The organism is Kribbella sp. NPDC048837 (assembly GCF_055586945.1).
Window position 1 is genome coordinate 12503 of sequence record NZ_JBVJHF010000005.1, and the last position, 25664, is coordinate 38166.

Sequence of the window (25664 nt, forward strand, 5' to 3'; positions counted from 1 at the left end):
CGGCCCCGGGTGTGGGTCACCAGGAGGATGACATGCAGAGCAGTAACCCGGTCCTGAACCGGTCGAGTGCGTTCGCGCCTGGCCAAGGCCAGGCGTATCCGGGCGCCGCTCCGTACGGCCAGCCTGGACCGTACGGCTACGGCGGGCCGGGTCAGCCGCCGCAGCAGTACCAAGGTGCCCCGGCCGGCAGCCGGCCGATGACGCTGGACGACGTGATCGTCAAGACCAGCATCACGCTCGCCGTCGTCGTGGCTGCTGCTGCCATCGCGTGGTGGCGGACGCCGGACAATCTGGTCACCCCGGTGTTCCTGGCCGGTGCCCTGCTGGCCTTCATCATCGCGATGGTGCTGTCGTTCTCCCGCAAGGTGAACCCGGTGCTCGTGATGGTGTACGCCGCGGCCGAGGGCGTGTTCCTCGGGATCGGCAGCAAGTTCATCGCCAACTGGGTCGGTGACCCCGGCATCATCGTGCAGGCGGTGCTCGCCACCCTGGTGACGGCCGCCCTGACGTTGGCGACGTACAAGTACTTCGCGATCAAGGTGACGCCGCGATTCACCAAGATGGTGATCATCGCGACGATGGGCTTCGCCGGCGTGATCCTGATCAACTTCGTCGCCAGCCTGTTCGGCGTCAACACCGGCATCGCCGGGTTCGGCGCGATGGGCCTGATCTTCGCCGCGCTCGGTGCAGGCCTGGCGGTCTTCAACCTGATCCTCGACTTCGACCTGATCGAGCAGGGCGTCAAGCACGGCGCCCCGCAGCAGGAGGCCTGGCGGGCCGCGTTCGCCCTGACCGTCACCCTGGTCTGGCTCTACTGGAACATCCTGCGCATCCTCGCCATCCTCCGCGGCGGCGACTGATCCGCACTCACCCCGAAGGGCCGGCCCACCTGGGCCGGCCCTTCGGCCGTTTCTGGGCCCGGCTACTTGGACCAGACCTTGATGCGCGCGCCCCAGCGCTCGGAGGTCCACCAGTTGTCGGTGTACTCCTGCACGTAGATCGCGTTCAGGCTGTACGTCTGCTCGCTCACGTCGAAGGACTTGAGGTGGGCCATGCCGCACTTGCCGTCGGTATTGTTCACGATGTACTTCGTCTTGTCGTTGCCGATCAACGGATAGTCGAAGGTGACAGCCAGGGCGGCGTTCCGGTTGTCGCACTTGTCGTCCCGGATCCAGCCGTTGACTCGTGCCTTCTCGCCGTACGGCACGGTGACGTCGCCCCACGCCGACGCGCCGTCCACGCCGTACGTCTCGAAGTGGGTCGACCCACTGGCCTTGGCCGGAACTTGTACGCCGCTCGCCGTCAGAGTGCTGCCGGTGAGCGACAAGGCGGCTAACCCGAGGAGCAGTCCGGTTCGGGGTCTCATGCTCGAACCGTACGACTTACTTAGAGTGACGTCAACACTACCTAAAGTAATAGAGGAATCCGGAGGGAGATTGTCCGGATGTCGCCCTAGGGTGACCGTCATGGATGAGCTTGGGGACTGGCGGGCGGTCGGGGCTGGGGTGAGTGCCTGGTTCGGGGCCGGATCGCTGACGGCCGGCGCGGAGCTGGTTGAGCGGATCGCGGAGGTGGCCGGCGGCGAGCTGCCGGATGTGGATCTGCGGGCCGACGGGGTGCGGGTGGGGATCGGTGCCGACGGGACCTCGGAGGCGCTCGGCGAGGACGGCGTGGCCCTGGCGCGTGGGGTCTCGGCGGCGGCTCGCGAGTTGGGGCTGGCTGCGGATCCGGCGGTGCTGCAGGTCGTGCGGTTGGCGGTTGATGCTTCCGACCAGGCCGAGGTGATGTCGTTCTGGCGGACTGTCCTCGAATACGAGGTGGCGGGGGACGGCGTACTGGTGGATCCGTTGCGGCGGGATCCGCGCTTCTCGTTCCGTCGGCTGGATGAGCCTCGGCCGCTGCGCAATCGGATCCACGTCGACGTCAGTCGAGGCGCCGAGGCGGTAGAGGCGGTCAAGGCCGGGCTCGGTCGCGAGGCGTACGGCGTGTATGAGCTGACGCTCGCGGACACCGAGGGAAACGAGGTCGACCTGGTCCCCGGGGACGGGCTGCCGGACACGGCGGACTGGCGGACGCAGTTCGGCGCGATGACGTTCTATCCGACGGCATCGCCCGTACAGGCGAGTCGTCTGGCCGCTGGTGTGGCCCGGTTGGCCGACGAGGCCGGTGTGCCGATCCTGGTGGATTTGCGGCCGGAGGGCGTGACGATCGACAGCGGGAAGGACCAGTGGGACGACGACGGCACGGCCAGGCCGGACTTTGTCAAGCTCGCCGGCCGGATCGAGGCCGCCGCTCACGACCTCGGGCTCTCCGCCGATCCCAGTCGGCTGCGGTTCGTTCAGCTCGGGATCGATGCGGTCGACATCCCAGCCGTACGGGCGTTCTGGACGGCGCTACTCGGCTACGAGCAGGACCAGCGGGAGTTCCTCGCCGACATCTACGACCCGCGCCGCCTCAACCCGGTCATCATCTTCCAGCCGCTCGACCCGTCCGACGACCGCCTCCGCCAACGCAACCGCGTCCACTTCGAACTCGCCGTCCCGCGCGACCAGGCTCAGACTCGCATCAACACGGCCCTCGCCACGGGCGGCCGACTCCTGAGCGACCACCTGCTCGCCGACCCCGAGGGCAACGAGGTCTCTCTCATCACGCCCGCCTGAGCCCACACGTGCTACGCAGGCACTCCTTCGTCGCACCTGCTACGCGCGCTCCCACCCGCCCGAGGTTTCCTCCCGGCTGCCGCCCGCGCCTTGCGCGCTGCCGCGCTCGACTGCCCGGGCTGGTGTCCGTGCCCGGAGAGCCCGTTCGCACGCCAACCGTCGCCGCTGCGCTCACCAACCCGTGGTGGGTAACGCACACCCTGGCATCACGTCGTGCGGTGCCGAGCGCGAGACGGCCGAGTCGATGCTTCGTGCCTGCGTAGCACGCGTGGGAAGGACCGCGGGGGGAGAAACGTGAAGACCCGCCCTTCCACCTGAAAGGGCAGGTCTTCTGAAAGTTCGCTCCTGTTCGGGGTCAGCCCATTCGCCGGTGCGCCTTGACCAGGTCGTACTCGTGAACGATGGCGGTTGCGTGCCCGTGCGCGAGGGCGTACTCGCTGGAGAGCCATCTCACTCTGTCGTCGAAGCGCAGGAACGACGGTCCGTCGTTCATCAGCTGGAACCACTCGGTCATCTCACGTCCGGTGCACCTGGGCACCCTCTCCACCAGACGCTGATGCGTCTCCTCGGAGTGGCTCAAGCCCATCTTCGCCTCCCGTCATCGGGGTATTGCGTAGTTATCGACTGTGCACCACGAAGACGCCCACAGGCAAGACTTTCGTCATGAATGTCCCCGCTCAGCGGACGCACGAAAACGTCGCGACGCGACCGGAGCAGTCCCGGTACGGCGGAACGCCCCGAAGGTGACGCCGGACCGCCGTCCGATCCTGGTTTCTGCCGAGGGCGCGTCCCCGGCCGACCGGGCCGGCGTCAGTGCCCGACCGGGCCGGCGTCAGTGCCCGACCGGCATGGCGTCAGTTGCCGACTGGGACGGCGTCTGTGGGTTCGGTGGTGTCCTCGTCGACTCGGTCGACGTCGGCCTTCGGGTGGCGGCGGCGGTGTCGCAGGGCTGCCCAGCGACCGCGTGGGCCGCGCTCGCGGCCGGCGACCTCGGTGGCCGCGACCTCGGTCCCGGCGGTCCCGGCGGCCTGGACGGCGGCTTCCGCGATCGGCAGGATCGCCTCGCCCCGGAACGGCTCCGGGTGTACGAACGACTCCGGCCCGACCCCCATCGCGGCCGCGACCGAGGGCAGCAGCGCGGCGGAGGCGGCGGTGTACCCGGTGGCGGACGGGTGGAAGTTGTCCCGCCCCCACATCGACGGGTCGGTCCGGAACACCTCGCCGAGCAGCGATCCCAGCGACACAGTTCGGCCGCCTGCCTCGACCACTGCGATGGTCTGAGCGGCGGCCAGCCGGTGGCTCCAGGACCGGGCGACCTGCCGCAGCGGCGGCATGATCGACCGGACCACGCCGAGGTCCGGGCAGGTTCCCACCACCACCTCACAGTGCGCGGCCCGCAACCTGCGGACCGCGGCCGAGAGCAGCCGGACCGAGGTGGATGGCGGCATCTTCGACTTCACGTCGTTCACGCCGATCAGGATGACCGCGACATGCGGGCCCGCCTGCAGCGCGGCGTCCACCTGCGCGGCGAGATCGTTCGACCTCGCGCCGGTCTTGGCCACGTCGACCAGCCGCACCGGCCGTCTGGCCAGCTCGGCCAGACCAGAGGCGAGGAGCACCCCGGGCGTCTCGTCCGGCGACTCGGTGCCGTACCCCGCGGCACTGGAGTCGCCGAGGATGGCGAACGTGATCGGATGTCCTGGATACCGGCCGTACAGGCCGTTGCCCGGAGTCGGGTAGTAGCGCGCCGGTCCGATCACACGCTTCACATACTCGGCCTCAGCGGTGAGCACGCCGTACAGCGTCGCACCGATCAGACCGAGTCCCCCGCCCCCCAAAGCTGCGGCCTGGGCCAGTCGCTTCGCGGCCCTGGCTCTACTCATGAGTCAAGGATTACACGGAGTTACGACAACGCAAGTGAAAATAGGGGAACGGCGTACGTATCACTACAGTAAAGATGTGCGCTACGCAGACTCTCTCCTGGACCTGGTCGGCAACACCCCGCTCGTGAAGCTGGGGAGGACGACCGACGGTGCCAAGCCGCTCGTGCTCGCCAAGGTCGAGTACTTCAACCCCGGCGGCTCGGTGAAGGACCGGATCGCGGTCCGGATGATCGAGGCCGCGGAGGCCTCCGGCGAGCTCAAGCCCGGCGGCACGATCGTCGAGCCGACCTCCGGCAACACCGGCGTCGGGCTGGCGATGGTGGCCCAGCGGAAGGGCTACAAGTGCGTCTTCGTCTGCCCGGACAAGGTCAGCGAGGACAAGCGCAACGTGCTCAAGGCGTACGGCGCCGAGGTCGTGGTCTGCCCGACCGCGGTGGCCCCGGAGCACCCGGACTCGTACTACAACGTCTCCGACCGCCTGGTCCGCGAGATCGAGGGCGCCTGGAAGCCGAACCAGTACGCCAACCAGAACAACCCGCGCTCCCACTACGAGACCACCGGTCCGGAGTTGTGGGAGCAGACCGAGGGGAAGATCACCCACTTCGTCGCGGGCGTCGGCACCGGCGGCACGATCACCGGCACCGGCAAGTACCTCAAGGAGGTCTCCGGCGGGAAGGTGCAGATCATCGGCGCCGACCCTGAGGGCTCGGTGTACTCCGGCGGCACCGGCCGGCCGTACCTGGTCGAGGGCGTCGGCGAGGACTTCTGGCCGGAGACCTACGACCGGACCATCTGCGACCGCGTCATCGAGGTCTCGGACGCGGACTCGTTCGCACTGACCCGCAGGCTCGCTCGTGAAGAGGCGATGCTCGTCGGCGGTTCCGCCGGGATGGCGGCCGCGGCCGCGATCCGGCTGGCGCACGAGCTCGACGACCCCGACGCCGTCATCGTCGTACTCCTTCCGGACGGCGGCCGCGGCTACCTGACCAAGGTGTTCAACGACGACTGGCTGGCGCAGTACGGCTTCCTCGCGCACGCGCGCCAGGGCGCGACTCTCGGCGACATCCTGGCTCGCAAGGACGGCAGCCTGCCGCCGCTGGTGCACACCCACCCGCACGAGACGATCGCCGAGGCGGTCGCGATCCTGCGCGAGTACGGCGTCTCGCAGATGCCGGTCGTCCGGGCCGAGCCGCCGGTGATGGCGGCCGAGGTGGCCGGCGCGGTGTCGGAGCGGACGTTGATGGACGCCCTGTACTCCGGCAAGGCGCGGCTGGCCGACATGGTCGAGCAGCACATGGACCCGGCGCTGCCGTCCCTGGGCGCCGGCGAACCGGTCACCAAGGCGGTCGAGCTGCTCGAGGGTCGCGACGCCCTGATGGTGCTGGACGACGGCAAGCCGGTGGGCGTTCTGACCCGGCAGGACCTGTTGGTCCATCTGTCCGCCGACTGACTTCCCCGGAGGGAAAGACTTACCGGTCCACGACCGAGGGCACGATGGCGAGCAGGACCATGACCACGATGCCGATCACGATGGCTGCCGCTCCAGCGATCTGAAGGATTTCCATACCTCAAGAATCCTTCAGCGCGGGCCTGTGGACATCGGCCCGAGGACCGGTCTTGCCTTCATCCCAAGGTCGTAGATCCGCCGGCCCGGACTCCTCCTTCAGGAGTCCGGGTCATCACCTAGTGGACCAGGACGAAGTCGGCCGGATCCAGCCGCCGGGTACGGCGCCAGTACGACAGGGTCCACTCCGGCCAGATCGTCGAGTTCCGCCCGGACGCGTCCATGTACCAGCTGCTGCAGCCGGACTGCCAGACGGTGTCTCCGAGCTCACCCTGGATCCCGTCCACGAACCGCTCCTGGGCGTCGCCGCGGACCTCGACGTACGACGCTCCGCGCCGCCGGAGCAGGTGCAGCGCCTGCATCACGTAGCGGACCTGGGCCTCGATCATGAACACCATCGACGAGTGGCCGAGGACCGTGTTCGGGCCGACGAGCAGGAACAGGTTCGGGTAGCCGGAGACCGTGATGCCGAGGTGCGCGCCGATGCCGTTGCGCTTCCAGTGGTCGGCCAGGTCCACGCCGTCCTTGCCCAGGATCGGCATCCGGGTCAGGTTGGCCGACACCGCGAACCCGGTGCCGAGCACGATCGTGTCGCAGGCCCGCTCGGTCCCGTCCGTGGTGACGATGCCGGTCGGCGTGACCCGCGCGATCGGGGTGGTCACGACGTCGACGTTCGGCCGGGTGAGGGCGGGGTAGTAGTCGTTCGAGATCAGGATCCGCTTGCAGCCGATCTGGTAGTCCGGCGTCAGCTTGGCCCGCAGCTCGGGATCGGTGATCTGTTTGCGCAGGTGCCGTTTCGCCTGTAGTTCAAGGCCTTTCATCAACTTCGGGTTGCCCGCGAAGCCGGCGCCGCGGCCCTCGAGTCCCCAGTAGATGACGTTGCGGATCGCCCGCTGACCGGCCGGGAACCGCTCGTGCAGCCGGCGCTCCCACGGCCCGATCGAGCGATCCGGCTTGGGCGTGATCCACGGTGGGGTCCGCTGGTACACGTCGAGTTGCGCGACCTCCGGGGCGATCGCCGGCACGAACTGGATCGCGGACGCCCCGGTCCCGATCACGGCGACGTTCCGCCCGCGCAGGTCCTGGGAGTGATCCCATTGCGCGGAGTGGAACGTCGTGCCGGCGAAGGAGTCCAGTCCCGGGAGGTCGGGCAGCTTGGGCTGGTGCAGGCTGCCGACGCCCGCGACCAGGGCCTGGGTCTCGATCGTCTCGGCGTCGTTCACGGTCACGGTCCACCGGCCGGTCGCCTCGTCGAACACCGCCTCGGTGACCTCCGCGCCGTACCGGATCCTGTCCGCGATCCCGTACTTGTCCGCGCAGTGCCGCAGGTAGGCGAGGATCTCGTCCCACGGCGCGAACATCCGCCGCCAGTGCGGGTTCTGCTCGAACGAGAACGAGTAGAGGTACGACGGGATGTCGCAGGCGCAGCCGGGATAGGTGTTGTCCCGCCACGTGCCGCCGAGGTCGTCGGCCTGCTCCAGGATGACGAAGTCCTCACAACCGGCCTGCCGCAGCTTGATCCCCATGCACAACCCGGCGAACCCGGACCCGATGATGACAACCTCAGCCATAGCGCCCGACGTTACCCGCGAGTCACTCTCTGCGGCTAGATCAGCCGGTGGAGGATTTCGCCGGCGTTCGGGACCACCAGGGTGTCCGGGTCCTTCGCGTACTGCTCGAGGTCGACACTCGCCGGATCCAGGTAGCCGAGGTTGGCCCGGCGTACGACGTCCTCCGGGATGCCGGTGGCGAGGGTGACCCGGACGCGGAGGTGCTCGCCGGTCGCGGGGTCCCAGGTGCCGGCGCCGCGGAGATGGGTCGAGTGCGCGAGGACGCCCCAGTGCAGGTCGCGGAACCGCTCCCACTGGCCGATGAAGTAGTCGCGGCAGTGGTAGCCGATCTCCTCGATCTCGGGATGCATCGCGGCCAGCTGGGTGACGTGCGGCGCGTAGAGGACGACCTCACCGCCGTCCGCGACGATCGGCTCGACCTTGTAGAACCCCTTGGCCGCGGTCCAGATGTCGGCGTACTTGGGCGGCATCACCGACACCACGCGCTGGACCGGGTGGTCGACGTACCGGACGTGGGTCTGGGCCGAGATCTCGGCGGCCGCCCGCCACGACGAGATCGTGTCGCCGAACGCGACCGCGTGCAGGGCGTCGGTGCCGGACTGCGCGACGACCGAGAGCGCGAGCTTCTCGGCCGGGATCATGGCCGCGGCCTCGTCGATCAGGGCCCGGACCGGGGTGGTGCCCGGCCTACCGATGATGTTCGCGCTGGTGATCAGGGCGCCGAGCCAGTGGCTCAGGTCGATGACCTCCTGGCCGGCGACCCCGGGGAAGAAGTACTTGTTGCCGCCGGAGAAGCCGACCACCTCGTGCGGGAACACCGGGCCGACCACCAGCGCGACATCGTGCTCGACCACGGCGCGGTTGAGCCGGACCGGGACCTCGTCGCGGAGCATCTCGTCGGAGATCTCGCCGACCCGGTCCGGGGAGATCGTGCCGAGGTCGGCGAAGGTGTCCGGCTTCCACCACTCGTGGTTGATCACGTCCGGGTAGTCGCCGCCCAGGTGGGCGCGGAGCTGCTCGGGAGTCATCTCCGCATGGGTGCCCAGGGCAACCAAGATGGTGAGCCGGGAGACCCGGCCGTCGAGCGCGCCGTGGACCGCCTTCAGCAGCAAGGGGAGCGGGCAGCTCCGGGTGGCGTCCGGGACGATCACGCAGACGCTGCGCCCCGCCAGCCCCGCACCGGCCAGCGAGTCGCCGACGAAGCCGATCACCTCGTCCTCGGTCAGGACCTGTCCCGCACCACCGATCACCGCCGCAGTAGTCACGCTCCGACCCTACCGAGTCGTCGTCGGTGATCCCAGACCGAGAGCCGCTGCCGGGCGTGATCGGGTGCAAACCCTTGGTAGGGAAGGGGATTGCGTCATCGCGGGGTAAGGGACGAGGCGTTGACCGGGGCCGGGCGGGAGTGGACCATCGGTGGATCACCTGGGGGAGTGTGAGCAAGGGGGAGTTCCACCATGTCCGAGACGATCGAGTGGTCGAGACCGCAGGGTTTCGGGGGAGTGCTGTTGCGGGCCGGGGACGCGGAGTACGACGACGCCCGGACGGTCTTCAACGGGATGATCGACAAGCGGCCGGCGATGATCGCGCAGTGCGAGTCGGCGGCCGACGTCCAGGCGGCGGTCCGGTACGGCGTCGGCGAGGGACTCGAGGTCGCGGTCCGCGGTGGTGGTCACGGGGTGGCCGGTACCGCGGTCACCGAGGGCGGTCTGGTGGTGGACCTGCGCCGGATGAACAGCGTCCAGGTCGACCCGTTCGCCCGGATCGCCCGGGTCGGCGGCGGTGCGACCTGGGGTGATGTCGACCGGGCCTGCCAGACGTACCTGCTGGCGACGACCGGCGGGCGGGCGTCGACGACCGGGGTCGCCGGGCTCACCCTCGGCGGCGGGTCGGGCTGGCTGGAACGGAAGTTCGGGCTCGCCTGCGACGCGCTGATCTCGGTCGAGCTCGTCACCGCGGACGGGCGGTTGCTGATCGCGGACGAGACGAAGAACACCGAGTTGTTCTGGGCTTTGCACGGGGGCGGCGGGAACTTCGGGGTCGCGACGTCGATGACCTTCCATCTCCAGCAGTTGCCGACGACAACGTTGGCGTTGCTGATGTGGCCGGCGGCGATAGGTCCCGACGTACTCCGCGCGTACCGGGACCTGATCGAGGCGGGTGCGCCTGAGGACCTCGGGGGCGGCGTGATCTACCTGACCGGGCCGCCGGAGGAGTTCGTACCTCCGCACCTGCAGGGGCAGCTGATCGTCGGTGCGGCCGCGATCTACGCCGGGAGCGAGGCGGAGATGCGGGAGGCGTTCGCGCCGATGTTCGCGCTGGCGCCGGAGGCCGAGATGATCGCCGAGCTGCCGTACGCCGACCTTCAGTCGGCCCTCGACGATCCGCCGGGGTTCCGCAACTACTGGTCGGCGGAGCACCTCTCGTCGTTCCCGGATGCGGCGATCCAGGCGTTCGCCGACCGGTCGAAGGACATGATCACGCCGTCACCGTCGCAGCAGATCGTGGTCCCGTGGGGTGGTGCGGTGCTGCGTGGGGCCGACAAGTGGCCGCTCCCGCACCGGCAGGCGGCCTGGGTGGTGCATCCGTTCGGGCTGTGGTCCGATCCGACCGACGACGCGCGCGGGCGGCAGTGGTCGCGGGACCTGTGCCAGGACCTGGAGGAGTGGGCGACCGGGTACGTGTACCTGAACTTCATCGGCAACGAGGGGCAGAGCCGGGTGATCGCCGGGTTCGGCGAGGAGAACTACCAGCGGTTGTCGCGGGTGAAGTGCGAGTACGACCCCGAGAACGTCTTCCACCTCAACCAGAATATTGAGCCGGCCTGGCCTTGTTAGCCGGCTGACGCGACCACTGCACGGCCACGACCGCGGCGTAGGCGACCGCGCCCACCGGGACGGACCACAGCCGGAAGAACGGCAGTTGCCCGGTGAGCGCGGTCGCCGCGAAGATCACGCCGAACACGGTGACTCCGGCGACGGCCCCACGCCGCCTGCTGGCGAGCGCCGTACTCGGAAGTGGGCCCATGTGCCGGTCCAGGACGACGCCGAGCGCGCTCAGCCCGGCGATCGTCGCGATCACGCACAGGATCCCGCCGGGGAGACCGCCGAAGATGATCGCGGCGGCGTTGAAGAACGTGAGTACGGCGACCAGGACGCCGACATCGAGGGCGCCGAAGGTCAGCTGGTTGATCATCCGGCGGCGCAGGTTCACACCGTCCGCGGTCGTAGTGACGCCGGGTTCGCCGGAGAACTTCTTGAGGGTGTGGATCAGCCCGGTCACGAGCACGATCAGGACCAGTACGCCGACGACCGACAGCACCACGGACCGGGTCGTGGACATGTAGTGGACGGGGCCGTTCCCGAAGTCGCAGCTCGCCGACGGCGGGAACCAACCGGTGTGCACCTCGGCGCTGCCGCCGGGGTTGTCGTAGCCACCGAGCTTCCGCGTGCACGCCTCACTCGGGTCGAACCAGTTCGGCATGGACGCGGTCACCGCCGCCGTCCAGCCCAAGCTCAGAACCAGGCCCACCCCCAGCAACAACCCGGCCCGCCGCTTCACCCACTCCACACGCTCTACCCTCTCATCGATGACCTACGAAGGCTCATACCTGTGGGAGATCCGCCGGCGGGTGGGCTCGCGGCTGCTGCTGATGCCGGGAGCCCAGGTGCTGGTGGTCGACGCGGCCGACCGGATCCTCTTCCAGCGAAGCCGGGACTCCGGATTGTGGGAGCTCCCGGCCGGCGCCGCCGAGCCGGGGGACAGCTTCCGGGCGACGGCGGCCCGGGAGCTGTTCGAGGAGACCGGGCTGGTGGTGGAAGCTCAGGACCTGGTCCCGTTCGCGAGTCTGTCGGAGGCGGATCTGCATACGCTGACCTATCCGAATGGCGACGTACTGCAGTGCTTCGCGTTGTGCTTCGAGGCGCGTCGGTGGACTGGCTCGCTGGTGGCGGATCCGGGTGAGGTTCTGGAGCTCGGGTTCTTCGCCCAGGCGCCGGCCGAGTTGCACCCGCCGACGAAGGTGGTGCTGGAGTTGTACGCCGGCTATCGCGCGACGGGAGTGTTTCAGGCGCGGTAGGCGACGGTGACGATGTTCTCGCTGGTGGGGGTGAGGGGGCCTCGGGACCAGTCGCCGTACTGGGCTTCGACGGCGAAGCCGGTCTTGGTGAGTACGGCGTTCAGGGGATCGGCTCCGAGGAAGTTGAGGGTGGCGCGGTCGGTGCGGAGCGGGGTGTCGTCCCGCAGGGCGGTCGTTTCGGTGAAGGTGACGGCGTCGCCCTCGATCTGCTCGACGTGGTAGATCATCCGGAGTTCGCGGCCGGTGTGGTCGACGACGTCGTACGGGTTGGACGGGTTCCAGCTCTCCCACTCGCGGACCTGCGGGTTGCGGGTGCCGAAGACGAACCGCCCGCCGTCGACGAGCGCCGTACGGATCCTGGAGAGGGACTCCTCGAGGTCCGTCACCAGGAACTGGAACGCGTTGCTTGCCATCACCGCGACGTCGAACTCCCCGACCCAGGCGATGTCCGCGGCCTTCCCCTCGACCCACTCCGCATCCGGCACCCGCCGCCGCGCCCTGTCCAGCATCGCCACATCGGGATCGATCCCAGCCAACCGCCCGCTGTGCCCCTCCGCCCTGGCTCTCGCCAGCAGTGACCCCGTCCCACAACCCACGTCGAGCACATTGCGCGCGTCCATCACAAAGGACAGGTAGAAGTCGTCGCTCGCACCCCACCGGTTGAGCAGGTCATAGAGCGCGGCCGCATCGGCATCGGAGTACCCCATCCCCCCACCTTCTCCCACACCGCAAGTGATTTAGCTTCACTCGATCGGAGGTCGGCGAGAGGTTGTTGAAGGCAACCACCTTCCGGGAGGTCAGGCGCCGCGTGACTCCAGGACGGCGAGGTCGCGTTCGGCGTAGAGGTGGTGTTGCCATTCTTCGTTGAGGAGGATGAGGAGGCATTCGCGGACGGGGAAGCTCTCGGGTGGTGGCCAGCCGGCGCCTTCGGTGGGAGTGGTGTCGGCGGTCAGTTGGTCCTCGGTGAGGTTGTCGACATATCGCCGTACGGTCGTCATGCGGTCGGTTCGCAGGGCCAGGGCCTCGTCGAGGGACGGGCGGGCGGTGCGGTCGCGGGGTACGCCGGGGATGTCGGGCATCTCGTCCCACGGGAGGTCGAGCGGGTCCCACGGGCTCGGGTCGCCGAGGATCGCTCGCCGGATCCAGGAGTCGGTGGCGAACGCGAGGTGGCGCAGCGTCTCGATGAACGACCACTCGTCGTCGACCCGCTCATGGAGCAGCTCCGGCGGGAGCCGGCGGGCCCGTGAGACCGTCCCGGCCCACAAGCGTTCGACCACATCCCACGCCTCGCGGAACCCGGCCGGGTCGGTCGGTCGCATCTTCACGCGATCCGGGTACCGCCGGTCCAACTCGGCGTACACCAGTGGCGCGACCTCGACGCCGTTGATCACCAGATCCTCGATGTCGCCGTCGATCACCACGCGGCCCAGCTCCACGCCGCGCATCCGCGTCCCGCTCAACGACACCCCGCGGAACTGCGCGTCCCGCAGATCCACGTCCCGGAACACGGCCCGCCGCAGATCAACCTGCTCGAACACCTCAGCCATGCGAACAAGCTAAACCCGATTCCGGACAATTCCCGTCCGGAACGCCTGAACTCTGGCCGTGTCCCAGTTGCCCGGTTAGATTGCCACCAGCGCGAGACCTGGGGGACTGGTCGATCCGTTTTTTGGGGGAACCATGCGCATTTTCCGTCATCGTGGCGCCGCCGGCGCCGTCACTCTCACTCTGGCCGTGGCGTTGGTCGCCGCACAGCAGGCACCGGCCAGTGCCGATCCGAAAGACGAGCAGTACGCCGAACTGCTGGTCAAGAAGGTGGACGGCAAGAACGTCAAGAAACACCTGCTCGCCTTGCAGGCGATCGCCGATGCTAGCGGTGGTACGCGCGCCGCCGGCACACAGGGCTACGAACTGTCGGCCGCCTACGTGGCGCACCGGTTGAAGGCCGCCGGCTACAAGGTCACGCTCGACCCGATCAACTTCGTCGAGGCCTGGGTGGAGAACAGCCCACCGACACTGCAGCAGACGGCCCCGGTCGACAAGACGTACGTGCCGAACCAGGAATTCTTCACCTTCCAGCCGTCGCCGCCCGGTGACGTGACGGCCCAGGTCCAGGCCGTCGACCTGACGCTGCCGCCGACGCCGGTTCCGACGTCGACCAGCGGGTGCGAGACGTCCGACTTCGCCGGCTTCGTGCCGGGCCGGATCGCGCTCATCCAGCGCGGCACCTGCCCGTTCGCCACCAAGGTGCGCAACGCGGGCTTCGCGGGCGCGTCCGGGCTCATCATCTTCAACGAGGGCCAGCCGGGCCGGACCGACGCGTTCCCGCTGGACATCGGCGAGTGGCGGGCCGGGATCCCGATGGTGTTCGCCAGTTTCGCGATCGGCAACGAGTTGGCCGCGAATCCAGCGACCACAGTCCACCTGAAAGTCGACTCCACCTTGACCCTCGGCACCGATAACAACGTGATCGCCGAGACCGTGAAGGGCGACCCGAACAATGTCGTCATGGTCGGAGCACACCTCGACAGCGTCCCGGCCGGACCGGGCATCAACGACAACGGCTCCGGCACGGCCGCGATCCTCGAGACCGCGTTGCAGATCGGGAACTACCCGGTGAAGAACAAGGTCCGCTTCGGGTTCTGGGCCGCTGAGGAGATCGGCCTGCTCGGCTCCGACCAGTACGTCGAGGGCCTCTCCGCGGCGGAGCGCGACAAGATCCGGCTCTACCTCAACTTCGACATGGTCGCGTCACCGAACTACGCCTACAAGGTGTACGACGGGGACGACTCCGACGCGACCGGTGCACCGGCCGGACCGCCCGGCTCAGCGCAGATCGAGAACCAGTTGACGTCGTTCTTCGACAGCCGCGGCCTCGGTCACGTCGGCACCGACTTCGACGGTCGCTCCGACTACGGCCCGTTCATCGCGGCCGGCATCCCCGCCGGCGGCATCTTCACCGGCGCCGAAGGCATCAAGACCCCGGCCGAGGCCGCCCTGTTCGGCGGTACGGCGGGTGTCGCCTACGACGTCTGCTACCACCAGGCCTGCGACACCACGGCCAACGTCAACGACACCGCGCTGGACGTCAACTCCGACGCCATCGCCGACTCCACCGCCCGCTTCGCCTTCAACCTCAGCAGCATCCCCAACTGACACCGTCAGCCGACGTCGATGAGAACCTTGCCCACAGCGCCTTGTTCTACGGCGCTGTGGGCATCGGCGGCCTGCTCGAGCGAATAGTGATGCAGCGGTAGCCCAGCCTCGGGTCCGACGCGTACTGCGCCGGCCTGCACCGCGGCCGCGATATCGCCCACTGCCCGTGGGCGCCACGAGTCCGGAGCGTTGTAGAGCAGCACGAACTGCCACCGCACGTTCGGCACCATCGACGGCCGCACCGGCAACTCCATCGTGCTGCCTCCGTCGGTGGCGTACACCGCGACGGAGCCGTGCATCGCGACCACCTCGGCGTCGATGGCCGCGTTCGCCGCGGGGGACACCTCGACGATCGTGTTCACGCCATGCGGCGCGATCGCGCGGACTTCCTTGACGACGTCCTGCTGCTTGTAGTTGATGACGTGGTCGGCGCCGGCCAGCGCGGCCAGGTTGCCCTTCTCCGGGCTGCTGACCGTGGTGATCACGGTGGCGTCCGACCACCGCGCGAGCTGGATCGCGGCATTGCCGACCGCACCCGCGCCGCCGGCCACCAGGACGGTACACCCAGCCAACCTCCCCGGCCCGAGATGCTCAGGGCCGTCCTCGGTCACGGTCAGACAGCGATGAGCCGTCAGGAACGGCACACCGAGGCAGGCCCCGAGGTCGTACGACGCCTCGTCCGGGAGCGGCACCACATGCCGGACCGGGACCACCGCGTACTCCTGCGCCGTACCTCCGGAGGGACGCAGATAGGCCGCCTCCCAGATCCAGACGCGTCGGCCGTCGAGCGCCACGTCGACACCTTCGCCGACGGCGTCCACGGCACCGGAGCCGTCCTGGTTCGGGACCTGCGGCGGATCGACCGGCGTACCGGCGGCACTGCCCTGGCGCGACTTCCAGTCGGTCGGATTCACCCCGGACCGGTGGATGCGCACCCGCACCTCGCCCGGCCCGGGCTCGGGCATCGCCCGGTCGGCGAGCTTGAGAACACTGGGATCGCCGGTCATCGAGTACTCGATCGCACGCACCCCACGACGCTACCTCGCAGCCCCTCCGGCGACGAGAGGGCGCCGCCCGGAAGCGGCGCCCTGTCGTGTGTCAGCGAGTGGATCGAATGGCTTGCTCGATGACCTTGGTGACCGGGGCGGGGTCGGAGATCAGGCCGAGGTGGCCGGCCTTGATCCGGGTGATCGTGGAGCCGGCCCGGGTGGCCATGAACTCCTGGGCGGTCGGCGTGATGATCAGGTCCTTGGTGCCGAGGACGTACCAGGACGGGATCGTGGCGTACGCCGGCGTACCGGACGGCTCGAATCCGGCGCTGAGCGTCAACGGGCGCTGGGACGGGTAGAGGTTCTCCGCCTCGTGGCGGGGGACTCCGGACGCGAACGACGTCAGGAACGTGTCGTGCTTGAGGTAGAGGTCCACGTCACCGGCGGGTGCGCCGGGGTAGGGGACGAAATCGAAGACGGTGGAGGGTTCGACGGCCAGTGCGGAGTCCGCGCCGGCCAGGGGGAAGATCGCTTCTCCGGCCGCGGGGGCGAAGGCGTCGACGTACACCAGTGCCTTGACGTTCGGGTTGCCGGTCGCGGCGTTCGTGATGACGGCGCCGCCGTACGAGTGGCCGACCAGGACGATCGGGCCGGACAGCGTGGACAGGAAGTCCCTGATGGTTCCGGCGTCGTTGCTCAGGCTGCGCAGCGGGTTCGGTGGCACGCGGACGGTGTAGCCGTCGTTGATGAGACGACTGGTGACCTTGGCCCAGCTGGATCCGTCCGCCCAGGCACCGTGAACCAGGACGACGGTGGGTCTGGGCGAGGTCGAGTGTGTCGCCGCCGCGGGCGAGGCCGCGGCCAGCACCACGGCCAGTACGGCGACCAGGACGGTCAGCAAACGTTTGATCGGTGAGCGGTGCATCGAGAAATCCTTTCGTCGGGCGAGGGTCGCCATGGAAGGGCGCTGGTGCATGACGAACCCGGGGCGCCGGCTACGACCGGAGGAACTCCAGCAGGTCGGCGTTGACCACGTCGGCGTGCGTGGTCGGCATCCCGTGCGGGAAGTCCTCGTAGGTCTTGAGGACCCCGTTCTTCAGGAGGGCCGCGGACTTCGGGCCGGAGGCGACGTACGGAACGATCTGGTCGTCCTTGCTGTGCATCACCAGCACCGGGATCGTGATCTTCTTCAGGTCCTCGGTGAAGTCGGTCTGGGAGAAGGCGACGATGCCGTCGTAGTGTGCCTTGGCGCCGCCCATCATGCCCTGGCGCCACCAGTTGGCGATGACCGCTTCGGACGATTCCACGCCCGGCCGGTTGAACCCGTAGAACGGACCGGACGGCAGCGCGCGGTAGAACTCCGACCGGTTGGCCGCGAGCTGGGCCTGCAGGTCGTCGAAGACCTCCTTGGGCAGGCCCTCGGGGTTGGCGTCGGTCTTCACCATCAGCGGTGGCACCGCGCAGAGCAGCGCGGCCTTGGCAGCCCGTCCTTCGCCGTGCCGGGCCAGGTAGTGCGCGACTTCGCCGCCACCGGTCGAGTGACCGACGTGGATGGCGTCGTGCAGGTCGAGGTGCTCGACGACCGCGGCGAGGTCGTCGGCGTAGTGGTCCATGTCGTGACCGTCGCCGGTCTGCGTGGACCGTCCGTGACCGCGACGGTCGTGCGCGACGACGCGATAGCCGTGCTGCAGGAAGAACAGCATCTGGGTGTCCCAGTCGTCGGCCGACAACGGCCATCCGTGACTGAAGACGATCGGCTGGCCGTCGCCCCAGTCCTTGTAGAAGATTTCGGTGCCGTCGCTGGTCGTGATCGTTCCCACTGTTGGTGCCCCCTAGAAGGTCATCCGGGCATGACTCGAACAGACCGAACAGGCTCCCCACGGCCCCAGGCCCTCGGTCTCGGCATCAGCGCGAAACCCTTGTCCACAACAGGATCGGTGGCCTCGCCACCCCACGACACCTTATCCCCCGGTCGGCGATCTGAGGAGCCCCGAAATCATTCGTCGGGGGTGATGCGGGCCGCGGGGGTGGTGGGCAGGGTGGGCGCGAAGTCCACCGCCAATCGGAGGGAGGTCCCGATGGGGATCACACTTCCGGCCTTCACGCCGCTCGAGGACAGTCTGTGGTTGACCCTGTGCTGCCGTGCACTCGACTACCGATCACCAAGTCCGGTTCTCGGCGACGCGATGGCCGACCAGATCGTCCGTACCGTCGACTACGACTACAAGAAGCTGAAGATCGGCACCAACCTGCTGCTCAACGCGACCATCCGGGCGAAGAAGCTGGACGAGGTGGCGTCGAACTTCCTGGCCCGGCACCCGGACGCCGTCGGGCTCGACCTGGGCGCCGGACTCGACACCCGCAGCCAGCGGCTCGCCCCGCCGGACACCGTCGACTGGTACGACGTCGACTTCCCGGTCGTCGCCACCGCGCGCGGGGAGCTGATCCCGGAGCGCCCGCACACGCACGTCATCGGTGCCGACGTGACCGAGAAGGGCTGGCTGGACGGCGTCCCCGGCGACCGGCCGGCGATCATCGTGGCCGACGGGCTGATGGGGTTCCTCAGCCAGGACGAGCTGGTGGGACTGCTGGACCAGCTGACCACCCATTTCCCCAGCGGCCAGCTGGTGTTCAACAGCTACACCAAGTTCGCCGTCTTCGCGGCCCGGCACTCGCCCGGCACCGCGACGGTCGCCGAGCTGATCAAGTTCCCCGGCGTCGACGATCCGCGCGACTTCGAGAAGTGGAACCCGAAGCTGCAACTGGTCAAGGAGATCCTGCTCAGCCGCGAACCCGAGGTCGACCACTTCCCCAACCCCCTGCGCCTCTACTACAAGGCCCAGGCCCGCAGCACCGCGTGGTCCCGGAAGGGCACCATCGTGCTGCACTATCGCTTCTGACGAGTAGAGGTCATGAACTGACCGCTATGTCTTCTAGTCTCGGAGGATGACGACGAACGAGCAGACCCTGACCGGCGAGCGTGCGGACATCCTCGACTTCCTGGCCAAGCACCGCTACTTCCTGCGGCACACCGCGCAGGGCCTCACCGACGAGCAGGCGAACACTCGCAGCACCGTCAGTGCGCTGACGGTCGGCGGGCTGATCAAGCACGTCACCGCGGTCGAGCGGACCTGGGCCGACTTCGCGCAGCAGGGCGGCGGCAAGGAGGTCTCCGAGGAGACCGAGTACACGCCGGAGATGATCGCGGAGTGGGAGAACCAGTTCCGCCTCACCGAGGGCGAGACGCTGGCCGGCGTCCTCGCGGAGTACGAGAAGGTCGCGACCGCCACCGATGACCTGGTCCGCACGCTCGACCTGGACGCCAGCTACGAGCTGCCGGCCGCGCCCTGGCAGCCGCCGGGCGTCTTCTGGACGGTCCGCCGCGTGTTCCTGCACATCACCGCCGAGACCGCGCAGCACGCCGGCCACGCCGACATCATCCGGGAGACCATCGACGGCCAGAAGACGATGGGCTAGGCGCTCGTGGACTACACGATCAGGGCGCTGCGGGACGACGACCCGGAGGTGATCTCGGCGGCGTTCACCGCGATCGGCTGGGACAAGCCGGTGGCGCTGTACGAGAAGTATCTGGCCGATCAGCGGGCCGGGTTGCGTCAGGTGCTGGTGGCGACCGTCGACGACGAGTTCGCCGGGTATGTGACTGTGTGGTGGGAGTCGGCGTACGAGCCGTTCGGCGGGATCCCGGAGATCTCGGACTTCAATGTGCTGCCGGCGTACCGGCGGCGCGGGATCGGGAGCGGCCTGATGGATGCGGCCGAGGCGCTGGTCGCCGAGCGCTCCGACGTGGTCGGCATCGGCGTCGGCCTGTACGCCGACTACGGCACCGCCCAACGCATGTACGTACGCCGCGGCTACCTCCCCGACGGCCGCGGCCTGGTGTACGACGGCAAACCGGTCCCACCGGGCGAGCTCGTCCGCAACGACGACGCCGCCAACCTGATGTTCACCAAGCCCCTCCGCGCGTGAGTGGGACGCCGGTGCTCACCGGCGTCCCACTGTGCGGATCAGCGCTGGAGCAGTGCCTTGACGAGGCGGTCGGGCATCGAGGCGAAGGGGGAGTGGCTGGACGGGAGGGTGCGGACCACGAACTTGTTGCGGGGGGTGGCCGCGTCGGCCTCGCGGATCATCCGGTCCTGCAACGGCGTCGGGACGGTGTGGTCCTCGGTGGTTCGGATGAACACGCGCGGGACCCTGCCCCAGCGCTCGACCGTGCCCCGGGCGTCCTCGATCCCCACGCGCACGGGGAGATCCGGGTTGAAGGCGACGGCGTACCTGAGGTAGTCGTCGGTGCTCAGGTCGTTGTACAACGCCTGCCGGCCGCGTTCGACGTACTCCGGATCCCCGTTGCGCGGGTTGATCCGGACGGCGCCGGTGGCCACCGGATCGGCGACGACGATCGCGCCCGAGATGCCGGTCTGGTTCTCCGGGAGTTGGGCGTAGTCGTTGGCGGTGGCGAGGTTCACCGGCACGTAGGCACTGAGGTAGACCAGCCGCCGCAGCAGGTGCGGGACCGCCTCGGCCACCCGGGTGATCGTGAGGCCGCCCATGCTGTGACCGACCAGGGTGACCTTCCCGTGTTCGGCCATCTTCTCGACCTGGGCGATGACCGCGTTCGTGTAGTCCGCGAGGCCGATGTTCGCGACCGGCGACGGCTCGGTCGCGAAGGCGGCGAAGTCGTTGCGGAGGTACGACTGCGGGTAGGCGGCGTTGAGTCCGCTGCCGGGAAGGTCGATGGCGAAGGCGCGGTGCCCCATCGCCACCAGGCGTTCGGTGATCTCGTTCCAGTGCGTCGAGGAGTGCCAGGCCCCGTGGACGAAGAGGAAGTTCTGCTGGTCGTCGGTGGCGAGGGCCTGGGTGGCCGTGCCCGCGGCACCCGCGAGGGCGACGCCGGTACCGGCGATGAAGGTTCGTCTGTTCATGATCTTGATCCGTTTCTGTGAGGTCGGTTCTTCGAGGTCAGTACTCCCAGCGGGAGTACTCCGGGTTCTGGCGCTTCATGTCGTCGAAGAGGAGGCCCAGTTGCGGGTCGACGACGGCCGGGAGAACAGCACCGGGTTGACGCCCATGAAGACCAGCGACAGGCCGATCGGGATCAGCGACCACCAACCGATCCAGTCCCGGCTCCAGACCGAGATCGCGAGCAGGGGCAGGACACTGAAGCGGGTCCAGACGCTGACCGGGTTCGCGTGGCGCATCCAGTTGTCGTCGTCAAGGCCGAACATCCGCGCGAGCTTGGTCTCACGCGTGGGTGCGGCCGACTGAGTACTCATCTTTCCTCCGGGGATCGTCGATGGTGAGTGCCTTCGATCGCAGGTTGCGCCGGGCCGCTGCCGCCGTACTCGCGCCGCGGGGCCTTCCGCTGCCGTCGCGCTGCCATGGCGCTGCCGCATTGACGGGACCCCGGGTCCGAGGCAGCGTGAAATGTCGTGAGGGTGAAGATGCTCGGCCCGATCGAGGTCGAGGACGCCGACGGGAAGGCCGTGACGGTCGCCGGGACCAAGCAGCGCGCGGTGCTGGCGATCCTGGCGCTGAACGCGGCCCGGCCGGTGCCGGTCGAGACACTGGTCGATGCCGTCTGGGGTTCGGATCAGGCGTCGGACGCGCGCAACACCCTGCAGCACCAGGTGTCGCGCCTGCGCAAGACACTCGGCCGGTCGACGGTCACCAGCCAGGGGCCGACGTACGTACTGGACATCTCACCGGAGGACGTCGACGCCGTCCGGTTCGAGCGGCTCGCGACCGAGGGGCGAGCCAAGTTGCGGCTGGGGGATCTTCGCGCGGCTTCCGCCGTTCTCCTCCGGGCCGAGCAGTTGTGGCGTGGTCCGGCCTTGGAGGAGTTCGACGGGGATTGGGCGCGCGCCGATGCGGTCCGGCTCGAGCAGTTGCGGCTCGACGTACTCGAGGACCGGGTCGACGCCGATCTCCGGCTCGGCCATCATCGCGAGGTCGTCGGCGAGCTCGAGACGGCGGTGCGGGACCACCCGTATCGGGAGAAGCTCTGGGCGCACCTGATCGTCGCGCTCTATCGCTGCGGACGGCAGGCCGACGCGTTGGCGGCGTACCAGCAGGCCAGGACCTTGCTGGCGGCGGAACTGGGGATCGAGCCCGGACCTGAGCTGCGGGACCTGGAGGCCGCCGTACTGCGGCACGACCCGGCGCTGACCTGGTCGCCGCTGGACGGCTCGCCGGCTCCAGCCAGGTCCGCCGTCCAGGGCAGCCTGCCGATCCCGCTCACGAGCTTCGTCGGACGGGAAACCCAGCTGACGCAGGTACGGCGGGCAGTCGGCGAGCATCGCCTGGTCACGCTGACCGGTGCGGCCGGCTCCGGGAAGACCCGGCTCGCGATCGAGGCCGCTTCCGCCCTTCGCGACTCCTTCGCGGACGGCGTGTGGATGGTCGAGCTGGAACCGCTGGCCGATGCGGCCGCCGTACCGCAAGCGATTGCGTCCGCCCTCGCGGGCGGTGCCGCCGGGAGGCTGTCGGCCAGTGCGGATGAGGGGCCTGCTTCGGCCGGAGCCGGACTCCTCGAATACCTGCGGCCTCGGCAGTTGTTGGTGATCCTGGACAACTGCGAGCACTTGCTGTCGGGTGTCACCGAGTGGGCGCAGCTGGTGTTGTCGATCTGCCCTCGACTGCACGTTCTCGCCACCAGTCGCGAGCCGCTCGGCATCGTGGGCGAGATCCACTGGCTCGTTCCGCCGCTCGCCGTTCCCTCGGCGAGCGACGACGATCTCGCGACGCTGGCCGCGACGGAATCCGTGCGGCTGTTCGAGGAGCGGGCGCAGCGGGTGAGTGCCTTCGAGCTCACCGCCGACAACGCGCCAACTGTGGCCGGGCTGTGCCGTCACCTCGACGGGCTCCCACTTGCGATCGAGCTGGCCGCCGCGCGGACCAAGGCGCTGCCGGTGAGCTACATCGCCACCGAGTTGAGCAACCGCTTCACATTGCTTGTGTCGCCCGGCCGGACGTCGCCGGCGCGTCATCATTCGTTGCGGGCGACGATCGACTGGAGCTACGACCTGCTGGACGAGCGGGAGCGCACCCTGTTCGACCTGCTCTCGGTCTTCGAGGGTGGTTGCTCGATCGAGGCCGCGATGGCGCTGGCTCGCGTCGGCGGCATCGATCCGGCCGGGACGCTCGATCTGCTCACGCTGCTCGTCGACAAGTCGCTGATCGTTCCCGAAGCGGCGGGGCAGTTGAGTGCGCGCTACGACATGCTCGAGACGTTGCGCGAGTACGGGCGCGAACAGCTCGCCGCGGCTGGTCTGGTGGCGGAGGCGAGCCGGGCGCATCGCAACTACTTCGTCGCGCTGGCCGAGGAAGCCGAGGCCGGGCTGATGTCTCAGGACTACCGGGCTTGGCAGCTCCGGTTGGAGTCGGAGTTCGGCAACCTGCAGGCCGCGCAACGAAGTGCGATCTCGAGTGGGGCGTTCGAGGACTCTCTGCGGATCGCCTGTGGGCTGTGGTGGTTCTGGTCGAGCTCCGATCGGCATGCGGTCGGACGCGAGTGGATCGATGCGGCGCTCAGTGGATCTCAGGTGCGGCCGTTGCTGCGAGCTCGTGCCCTGACGGTGGTCTGCTACCTGGCCGGCCAGCAGCTCGATCTGGAGAACGCCATCGCCGCAGGAGAACAGGCTCTCGCGCTGGCAGTGGAGTCCGGTGACGCGTGGACGGCTGCTTGGTGCAAGCAGGCGCTCGGGCTGGCGATCGAGGTTGCGGGCGATCATCAGCGAGCCGCCGTACTGCTGGCCGAAGCTCGGGCGGTATTGGATGCTACGGGCAGTCATTGGTACGTCGCGGCGAACGATCTGATCACCTGTCTTCGATCACTGCGCACGGGTGACCTGGATGATCTCGACAAGGCGAGTCACGAAGTACTGAGTCGGGCTGCTTCGATCGGCTACGAACCGTTCCAGTGCTGGGCGTACCTGCTGTGCAGCCGGGTCGCGGAGCTCCGGGGCGAGAACAAGATCGCCCGTGCGGAGGCTGAACGAGCCGTGTTTGCAGCACGCCGTACGCAACTCAACCATTACGTGTCGTTCGCCTTGGTGCAGATGGGCCGCACTGCCCTCCTGGACAACGACCAGCCCGCCGCGGAAGGCGCCTACCGCGAAGCCGTGCTGGCCGCGGAAACAGCTGGAGCAGGCTGGTTCGCCGCGTTGGCGCGCGTTGGCCTGGCAGCCGCCCTACGCTCGAAGTCCGACGACCAGGCCGCAACGAGCGCCTTCCACCAGGTCCTCACGTGGGCCGACCACACCAACGCCACCAGCCGCCAGTTCTTCTATCTGGCCCTGGCCGGCAACCCCCAAACCCTAGCCACCGAAGCCCTCGCCTAGCTGGAGTATCGAATGACCCGTTATCTCTACCTGGCCAGGCATGCCGAGGCGCTGCCGGACCAGAGCGGATTGACCGAGCGCGGCCGTCGCCAGGCGGTCCTGCTCGGCCGGCGACTGCAGGACGTGCCGTTCTCCACCTTTCACCACAGTCCGCTTCCACGCGCAGTCCAAACCGCACGCCTCGTCAAGGACCAACTGAAGACCGACATCCCACCGGAGGTGGCCGAAGAGGCCGGAGACTACATCCCCTACGCGCCGGCCAGAGACGAGCTACCACCGGACTCGGCCGATTTCCTGCTCGGCTTCCTCCAGCAGTTCACCCCCGAGGAGCTCGAGCACGGACCAGAGCTCGGCCGCCTGGCCCTGGACCGCTTCACCGGCCCGGTCGACGGCGACCAGCACCACCTGCTGGTGACCCACAACTTCGTGGTCGCCTGGCTGGTCCGCGATGCCCTCGACGCCCCGAAGTGGCGCTGGCTGACCCTCAACCACTCCAACGCCGCCCTCACCGTCCTCATCTACCCACCCGACCGCCCCTCCTCGATCCACCTCTACAACGACATGCGCCACCTCCCTGCCAACCTCCGCTGGACGGGCTTCCCCCCAGACCTCCACATCTGAGCCGAGGAGTGCAGGACCGGAGCACGACCTCTGTTGAGTGGTCCGATATGTGGGGGGAGGGTGACCGGAGGGGGCGGTTAGGATAGCCTTTCCTCTGTGATCGTCTGCCATTGTGAGGTCGTCAGTGACCGCGAGGTGCTGGAGAGCATCGACGCCGGCGCTCGTACGGTCGCGCAGGTGTGCGGGGCGACCGGGGCCGGGCGGAACTGTGGTGGCTGCGTCTTCTCGTTGAAGCGGTTGTTGTGCCAGCATGGGAGGTCGGTCTCGGCACCATCGTTCACGGAGGTGGCAGGTGCAACCGGTTAGCCCACGCGTCGTCGTACTGCTCAACGAAGCGCTCACACTCGAGCTGACAGTGATCAACGGGTACTTCCTGGAAGCCCGGATGCTCGACAACTGGGGATTCAGCCGGCTCGGCAAGGTCTTCTACGACCTGTCCATCGACGAGATGAAGGACGCCGACGCGCTGATCAACCGCATCCTGCTGTTCGACGGTCACCCGAACCTGCAGAAGCTCGGCGCCGTGACGGTCGGCGAGGACGCCCAGGAGATGCTCCGGCTCGGCCTCGAGAGCGAGCACTCCGCTGTCGCCAAGTTCAACGCCTCCGCCCAGGAGTGCCACGACCTAGGCGACCACGGCACCGCCGCCGTCTTCGAAGACATGGTCCGCGACGAGGAGAAACACGTCGACTGGTTCGAGTCCCAACTCGACGCCATCCAACGCGTCGGCGCACAGCAATACCTGGCCCAGCAAATAGACCCAGGCAACTCACCCGGCTGAACCC

26 protein-coding genes are annotated in these 25664 nt (G+C 68.5%); 13 read left to right on the top strand and 13 right to left on the bottom strand.

Annotation, left to right across the window (positions count from 1 at the left end):
- The first annotated feature begins 32 nt into the window (after nt 1-32).
- Nucleotides 33-860 carry a Bax inhibitor-1/YccA family protein gene (locus ACZ6O0_RS23435; protein WP_465767087.1) on the top strand — a complete coding sequence of 276 codons (828 nt, stop codon included), beginning with the start codon at nt 33-35 and terminating at the stop codon, nt 858-860.
- Nucleotides 861-922: 62 nt separating this feature from the next.
- On the opposite strand, the gene ACZ6O0_RS23440 is transcribed toward ACZ6O0_RS23435, so the two are convergent.
- Nucleotides 923-1366 (bottom strand): hypothetical protein, encoded by a 444-nt coding sequence (locus ACZ6O0_RS23440; protein ID WP_465767088.1) that lies wholly within the window; start codon nt 1364-1366, stop codon nt 923-925.
- A gap of 100 nt (nt 1367-1466) precedes the next feature.
- On the opposite strand from ACZ6O0_RS23440, the gene ACZ6O0_RS23445 reads away from it, so the two are divergent.
- Nucleotides 1467-2660: a VOC family protein gene (locus tag ACZ6O0_RS23445; protein ID WP_465767089.1), complete on the top strand. Its 1194-nt coding sequence runs from the start codon at nt 1467-1469 to the stop codon at nt 2658-2660.
- A gap of 355 nt (nt 2661-3015) precedes the next feature.
- Here ACZ6O0_RS23445 and ACZ6O0_RS23450 read toward each other — a convergent pair whose 3' ends face one another.
- Together ACZ6O0_RS23450 and ACZ6O0_RS23455 are read right to left on the bottom strand one after the other, a co-directional pair.
- A complete protein-coding gene (locus ACZ6O0_RS23450) occupies nt 3016-3246 on the bottom strand; it encodes a DUF4287 domain-containing protein (protein WP_465767090.1) in 231 nt (76 codons plus the stop codon).
- A gap of 268 nt (nt 3247-3514) precedes the next feature.
- A complete protein-coding gene (locus ACZ6O0_RS23455; RefSeq protein WP_465767091.1) occupies nt 3515-4543 on the bottom strand; it encodes an SGNH/GDSL hydrolase family protein in 1029 nt (342 codons plus the stop codon).
- Nucleotides 4544-4619: 76 nt separating this feature from the next.
- On the opposite strand from ACZ6O0_RS23455, the gene ACZ6O0_RS23460 reads away from it, so the two are divergent.
- Entirely contained in the window at nt 4620-5993 is a 1374-nt protein-coding gene (locus ACZ6O0_RS23460) for a cystathionine beta-synthase (RefSeq protein WP_465767092.1), read from the top strand.
- A gap of 233 nt (nt 5994-6226) precedes the next feature.
- Here ACZ6O0_RS23460 and ACZ6O0_RS23465 read toward each other — a convergent pair whose 3' ends face one another.
- Both ACZ6O0_RS23465 and ACZ6O0_RS23470 read right to left on the bottom strand, forming a co-directional pair.
- Nucleotides 6227-7678 carry a flavin-containing monooxygenase gene (locus tag ACZ6O0_RS23465; RefSeq protein WP_465767093.1) on the bottom strand — a complete coding sequence of 484 codons (1452 nt, stop codon included), beginning with the start codon at nt 7676-7678 and terminating at the stop codon, nt 6227-6229.
- A gap of 35 nt (nt 7679-7713) precedes the next feature.
- Nucleotides 7714-8943, bottom strand: a complete 1230-nt coding sequence (locus ACZ6O0_RS23470; RefSeq protein ID WP_465767094.1) for a lactate racemase domain-containing protein — start codon at nt 8941-8943, stop codon at nt 7714-7716.
- Nucleotides 8944-9135: 192 nt separating this feature from the next.
- Here ACZ6O0_RS23470 and ACZ6O0_RS23475 point away from each other — a divergent pair, with 192 nt between their 5' ends.
- On the top strand, nt 9136-10515 hold the full coding sequence (locus ACZ6O0_RS23475) for an FAD-binding oxidoreductase (RefSeq protein WP_465767095.1): 1380 nt from the start codon (nt 9136-9138) through the stop codon (nt 10513-10515).
- Here ACZ6O0_RS23475 and ACZ6O0_RS23480 read toward each other — a convergent pair.
- Entirely contained in the window at nt 10481-11248 is a 768-nt protein-coding gene (locus ACZ6O0_RS23480; protein ID WP_465767096.1) for a hypothetical protein, read from the bottom strand. The genes ACZ6O0_RS23475 and ACZ6O0_RS23480 overlap by 35 nt on opposite strands.
- A gap of 19 nt (nt 11249-11267) precedes the next feature.
- Here ACZ6O0_RS23480 and ACZ6O0_RS23485 point away from each other — a divergent pair, with 19 nt between their 5' ends.
- The gene (locus ACZ6O0_RS23485) at nt 11268-11756 is read left to right on the top strand and encodes an NUDIX domain-containing protein (RefSeq protein ID WP_465767097.1); all 489 of its coding nucleotides are present in this window, start codon (nt 11268-11270) and stop codon (nt 11754-11756) included.
- Here the strand turns inward: ACZ6O0_RS23485 and ACZ6O0_RS23490 are convergent.
- Nucleotides 11744-12463, bottom strand: coding sequence for a class I SAM-dependent methyltransferase (locus ACZ6O0_RS23490; protein WP_465767098.1), 720 nt, complete (start codon nt 12461-12463; stop codon nt 11744-11746). The two genes, ACZ6O0_RS23485 and ACZ6O0_RS23490, sit on opposite strands and share 13 nt — an antisense overlap.
- A 90-nt stretch (nt 12464-12553) precedes the next feature.
- On the bottom strand, nt 12554-13303 hold the full coding sequence (locus ACZ6O0_RS23495; RefSeq protein ID WP_465767099.1) for a DinB family protein: 750 nt from the start codon (nt 13301-13303) through the stop codon (nt 12554-12556).
- Nucleotides 13304-13436: 133 nt separating this feature from the next.
- Here ACZ6O0_RS23495 and ACZ6O0_RS23500 point away from each other — a divergent pair, with 133 nt between their 5' ends.
- Nucleotides 13437-14912 carry a M28 family metallopeptidase gene (locus ACZ6O0_RS23500; RefSeq protein ID WP_465767100.1) on the top strand — a complete coding sequence of 492 codons (1476 nt, stop codon included), beginning with the start codon at nt 13437-13439 and terminating at the stop codon, nt 14910-14912.
- Nucleotides 14913-14917: 5 nt separating this feature from the next.
- Here the strand turns inward: ACZ6O0_RS23500 and ACZ6O0_RS23505 are convergent, their stop codons facing one another.
- The 3 genes from ACZ6O0_RS23505 to ACZ6O0_RS23515 form a co-directional block, all read right to left on the bottom strand.
- The gene (locus ACZ6O0_RS23505; RefSeq protein WP_465767101.1) at nt 14918-15940 is read right to left on the bottom strand and encodes an NADPH:quinone reductase; all 1023 of its coding nucleotides are present in this window, start codon (nt 15938-15940) and stop codon (nt 14918-14920) included.
- A gap of 70 nt (nt 15941-16010) precedes the next feature.
- The gene (locus tag ACZ6O0_RS23510; RefSeq protein WP_465767102.1) at nt 16011-16826 is read right to left on the bottom strand and encodes an alpha/beta fold hydrolase; all 816 of its coding nucleotides are present in this window, start codon (nt 16824-16826) and stop codon (nt 16011-16013) included.
- A gap of 70 nt (nt 16827-16896) precedes the next feature.
- Nucleotides 16897-17721 (bottom strand): alpha/beta fold hydrolase, encoded by an 825-nt coding sequence (locus ACZ6O0_RS23515; RefSeq protein WP_465767103.1) that lies wholly within the window; start codon nt 17719-17721, stop codon nt 16897-16899.
- Between the two features lie 258 nt (nt 17722-17979).
- Between ACZ6O0_RS23515 and ACZ6O0_RS23520 the strand changes: the two genes are divergently transcribed.
- Genes ACZ6O0_RS23520 through ACZ6O0_RS23530 form a run of 3 tightly spaced genes read left to right on the top strand, consistent with a single transcriptional unit; the run spans nt 17980 to nt 19888 of the window.
- Nucleotides 17980-18801: a class I SAM-dependent methyltransferase gene (locus tag ACZ6O0_RS23520; RefSeq protein ID WP_465767104.1), complete on the top strand. Its 822-nt coding sequence runs from the start codon at nt 17980-17982 to the stop codon at nt 18799-18801.
- Nucleotides 18802-18847: 46 nt separating this feature from the next.
- Nucleotides 18848-19378 (top strand): DinB family protein, encoded by a 531-nt coding sequence (locus ACZ6O0_RS23525; RefSeq protein ID WP_465767105.1) that lies wholly within the window; start codon nt 18848-18850, stop codon nt 19376-19378.
- 6 nt (nt 19379-19384) lie between these two features.
- Complete coding sequence (locus ACZ6O0_RS23530) at nt 19385-19888, top strand: GNAT family N-acetyltransferase (RefSeq protein WP_465767106.1); 504 nt, start codon at nt 19385-19387, stop codon at nt 19886-19888.
- Between the two features lie 38 nt (nt 19889-19926).
- On the opposite strand, the gene ACZ6O0_RS23535 is transcribed toward ACZ6O0_RS23530, so the two are convergent.
- Complete coding sequence (locus ACZ6O0_RS23535; protein ID WP_465767107.1) at nt 19927-20841, bottom strand: alpha/beta fold hydrolase; 915 nt, start codon at nt 20839-20841, stop codon at nt 19927-19929.
- 75 nt (nt 20842-20916) lie between these two features.
- The gene (locus tag ACZ6O0_RS23540) at nt 20917-21192 is read right to left on the bottom strand and encodes a DUF6653 family protein (RefSeq protein WP_465767108.1); all 276 of its coding nucleotides are present in this window, start codon (nt 21190-21192) and stop codon (nt 20917-20919) included.
- 156 nt (nt 21193-21348) lie between these two features.
- Here ACZ6O0_RS23540 and ACZ6O0_RS23545 point away from each other — a divergent pair, with 156 nt between their 5' ends.
- From ACZ6O0_RS23545 to bfr, 4 genes are all read left to right on the top strand, one after another.
- Nucleotides 21349-24258, top strand: a complete 2910-nt coding sequence (locus tag ACZ6O0_RS23545; protein WP_465767109.1) for an AfsR/SARP family transcriptional regulator — start codon at nt 21349-21351, stop codon at nt 24256-24258.
- A 12-nt stretch (nt 24259-24270) separates the two neighbouring features.
- Nucleotides 24271-24879, top strand: coding sequence for a histidine phosphatase family protein (locus ACZ6O0_RS23550; protein WP_465767110.1), 609 nt, complete (start codon nt 24271-24273; stop codon nt 24877-24879).
- A gap of 96 nt (nt 24880-24975) precedes the next feature.
- A complete protein-coding gene (locus ACZ6O0_RS23555) occupies nt 24976-25185 on the top strand; it encodes a (2Fe-2S)-binding protein (protein ID WP_465767111.1) in 210 nt (69 codons plus the stop codon).
- Nucleotides 25172-25660, top strand: a complete 489-nt coding sequence (gene bfr, locus ACZ6O0_RS23560; RefSeq protein WP_465767112.1) for a bacterioferritin — start codon at nt 25172-25174, stop codon at nt 25658-25660. The genes ACZ6O0_RS23555 and bfr overlap by 14 nt, the downstream gene beginning before the upstream one ends.
- Nucleotides 25661-25664: the final 4 nt, after the last annotated feature.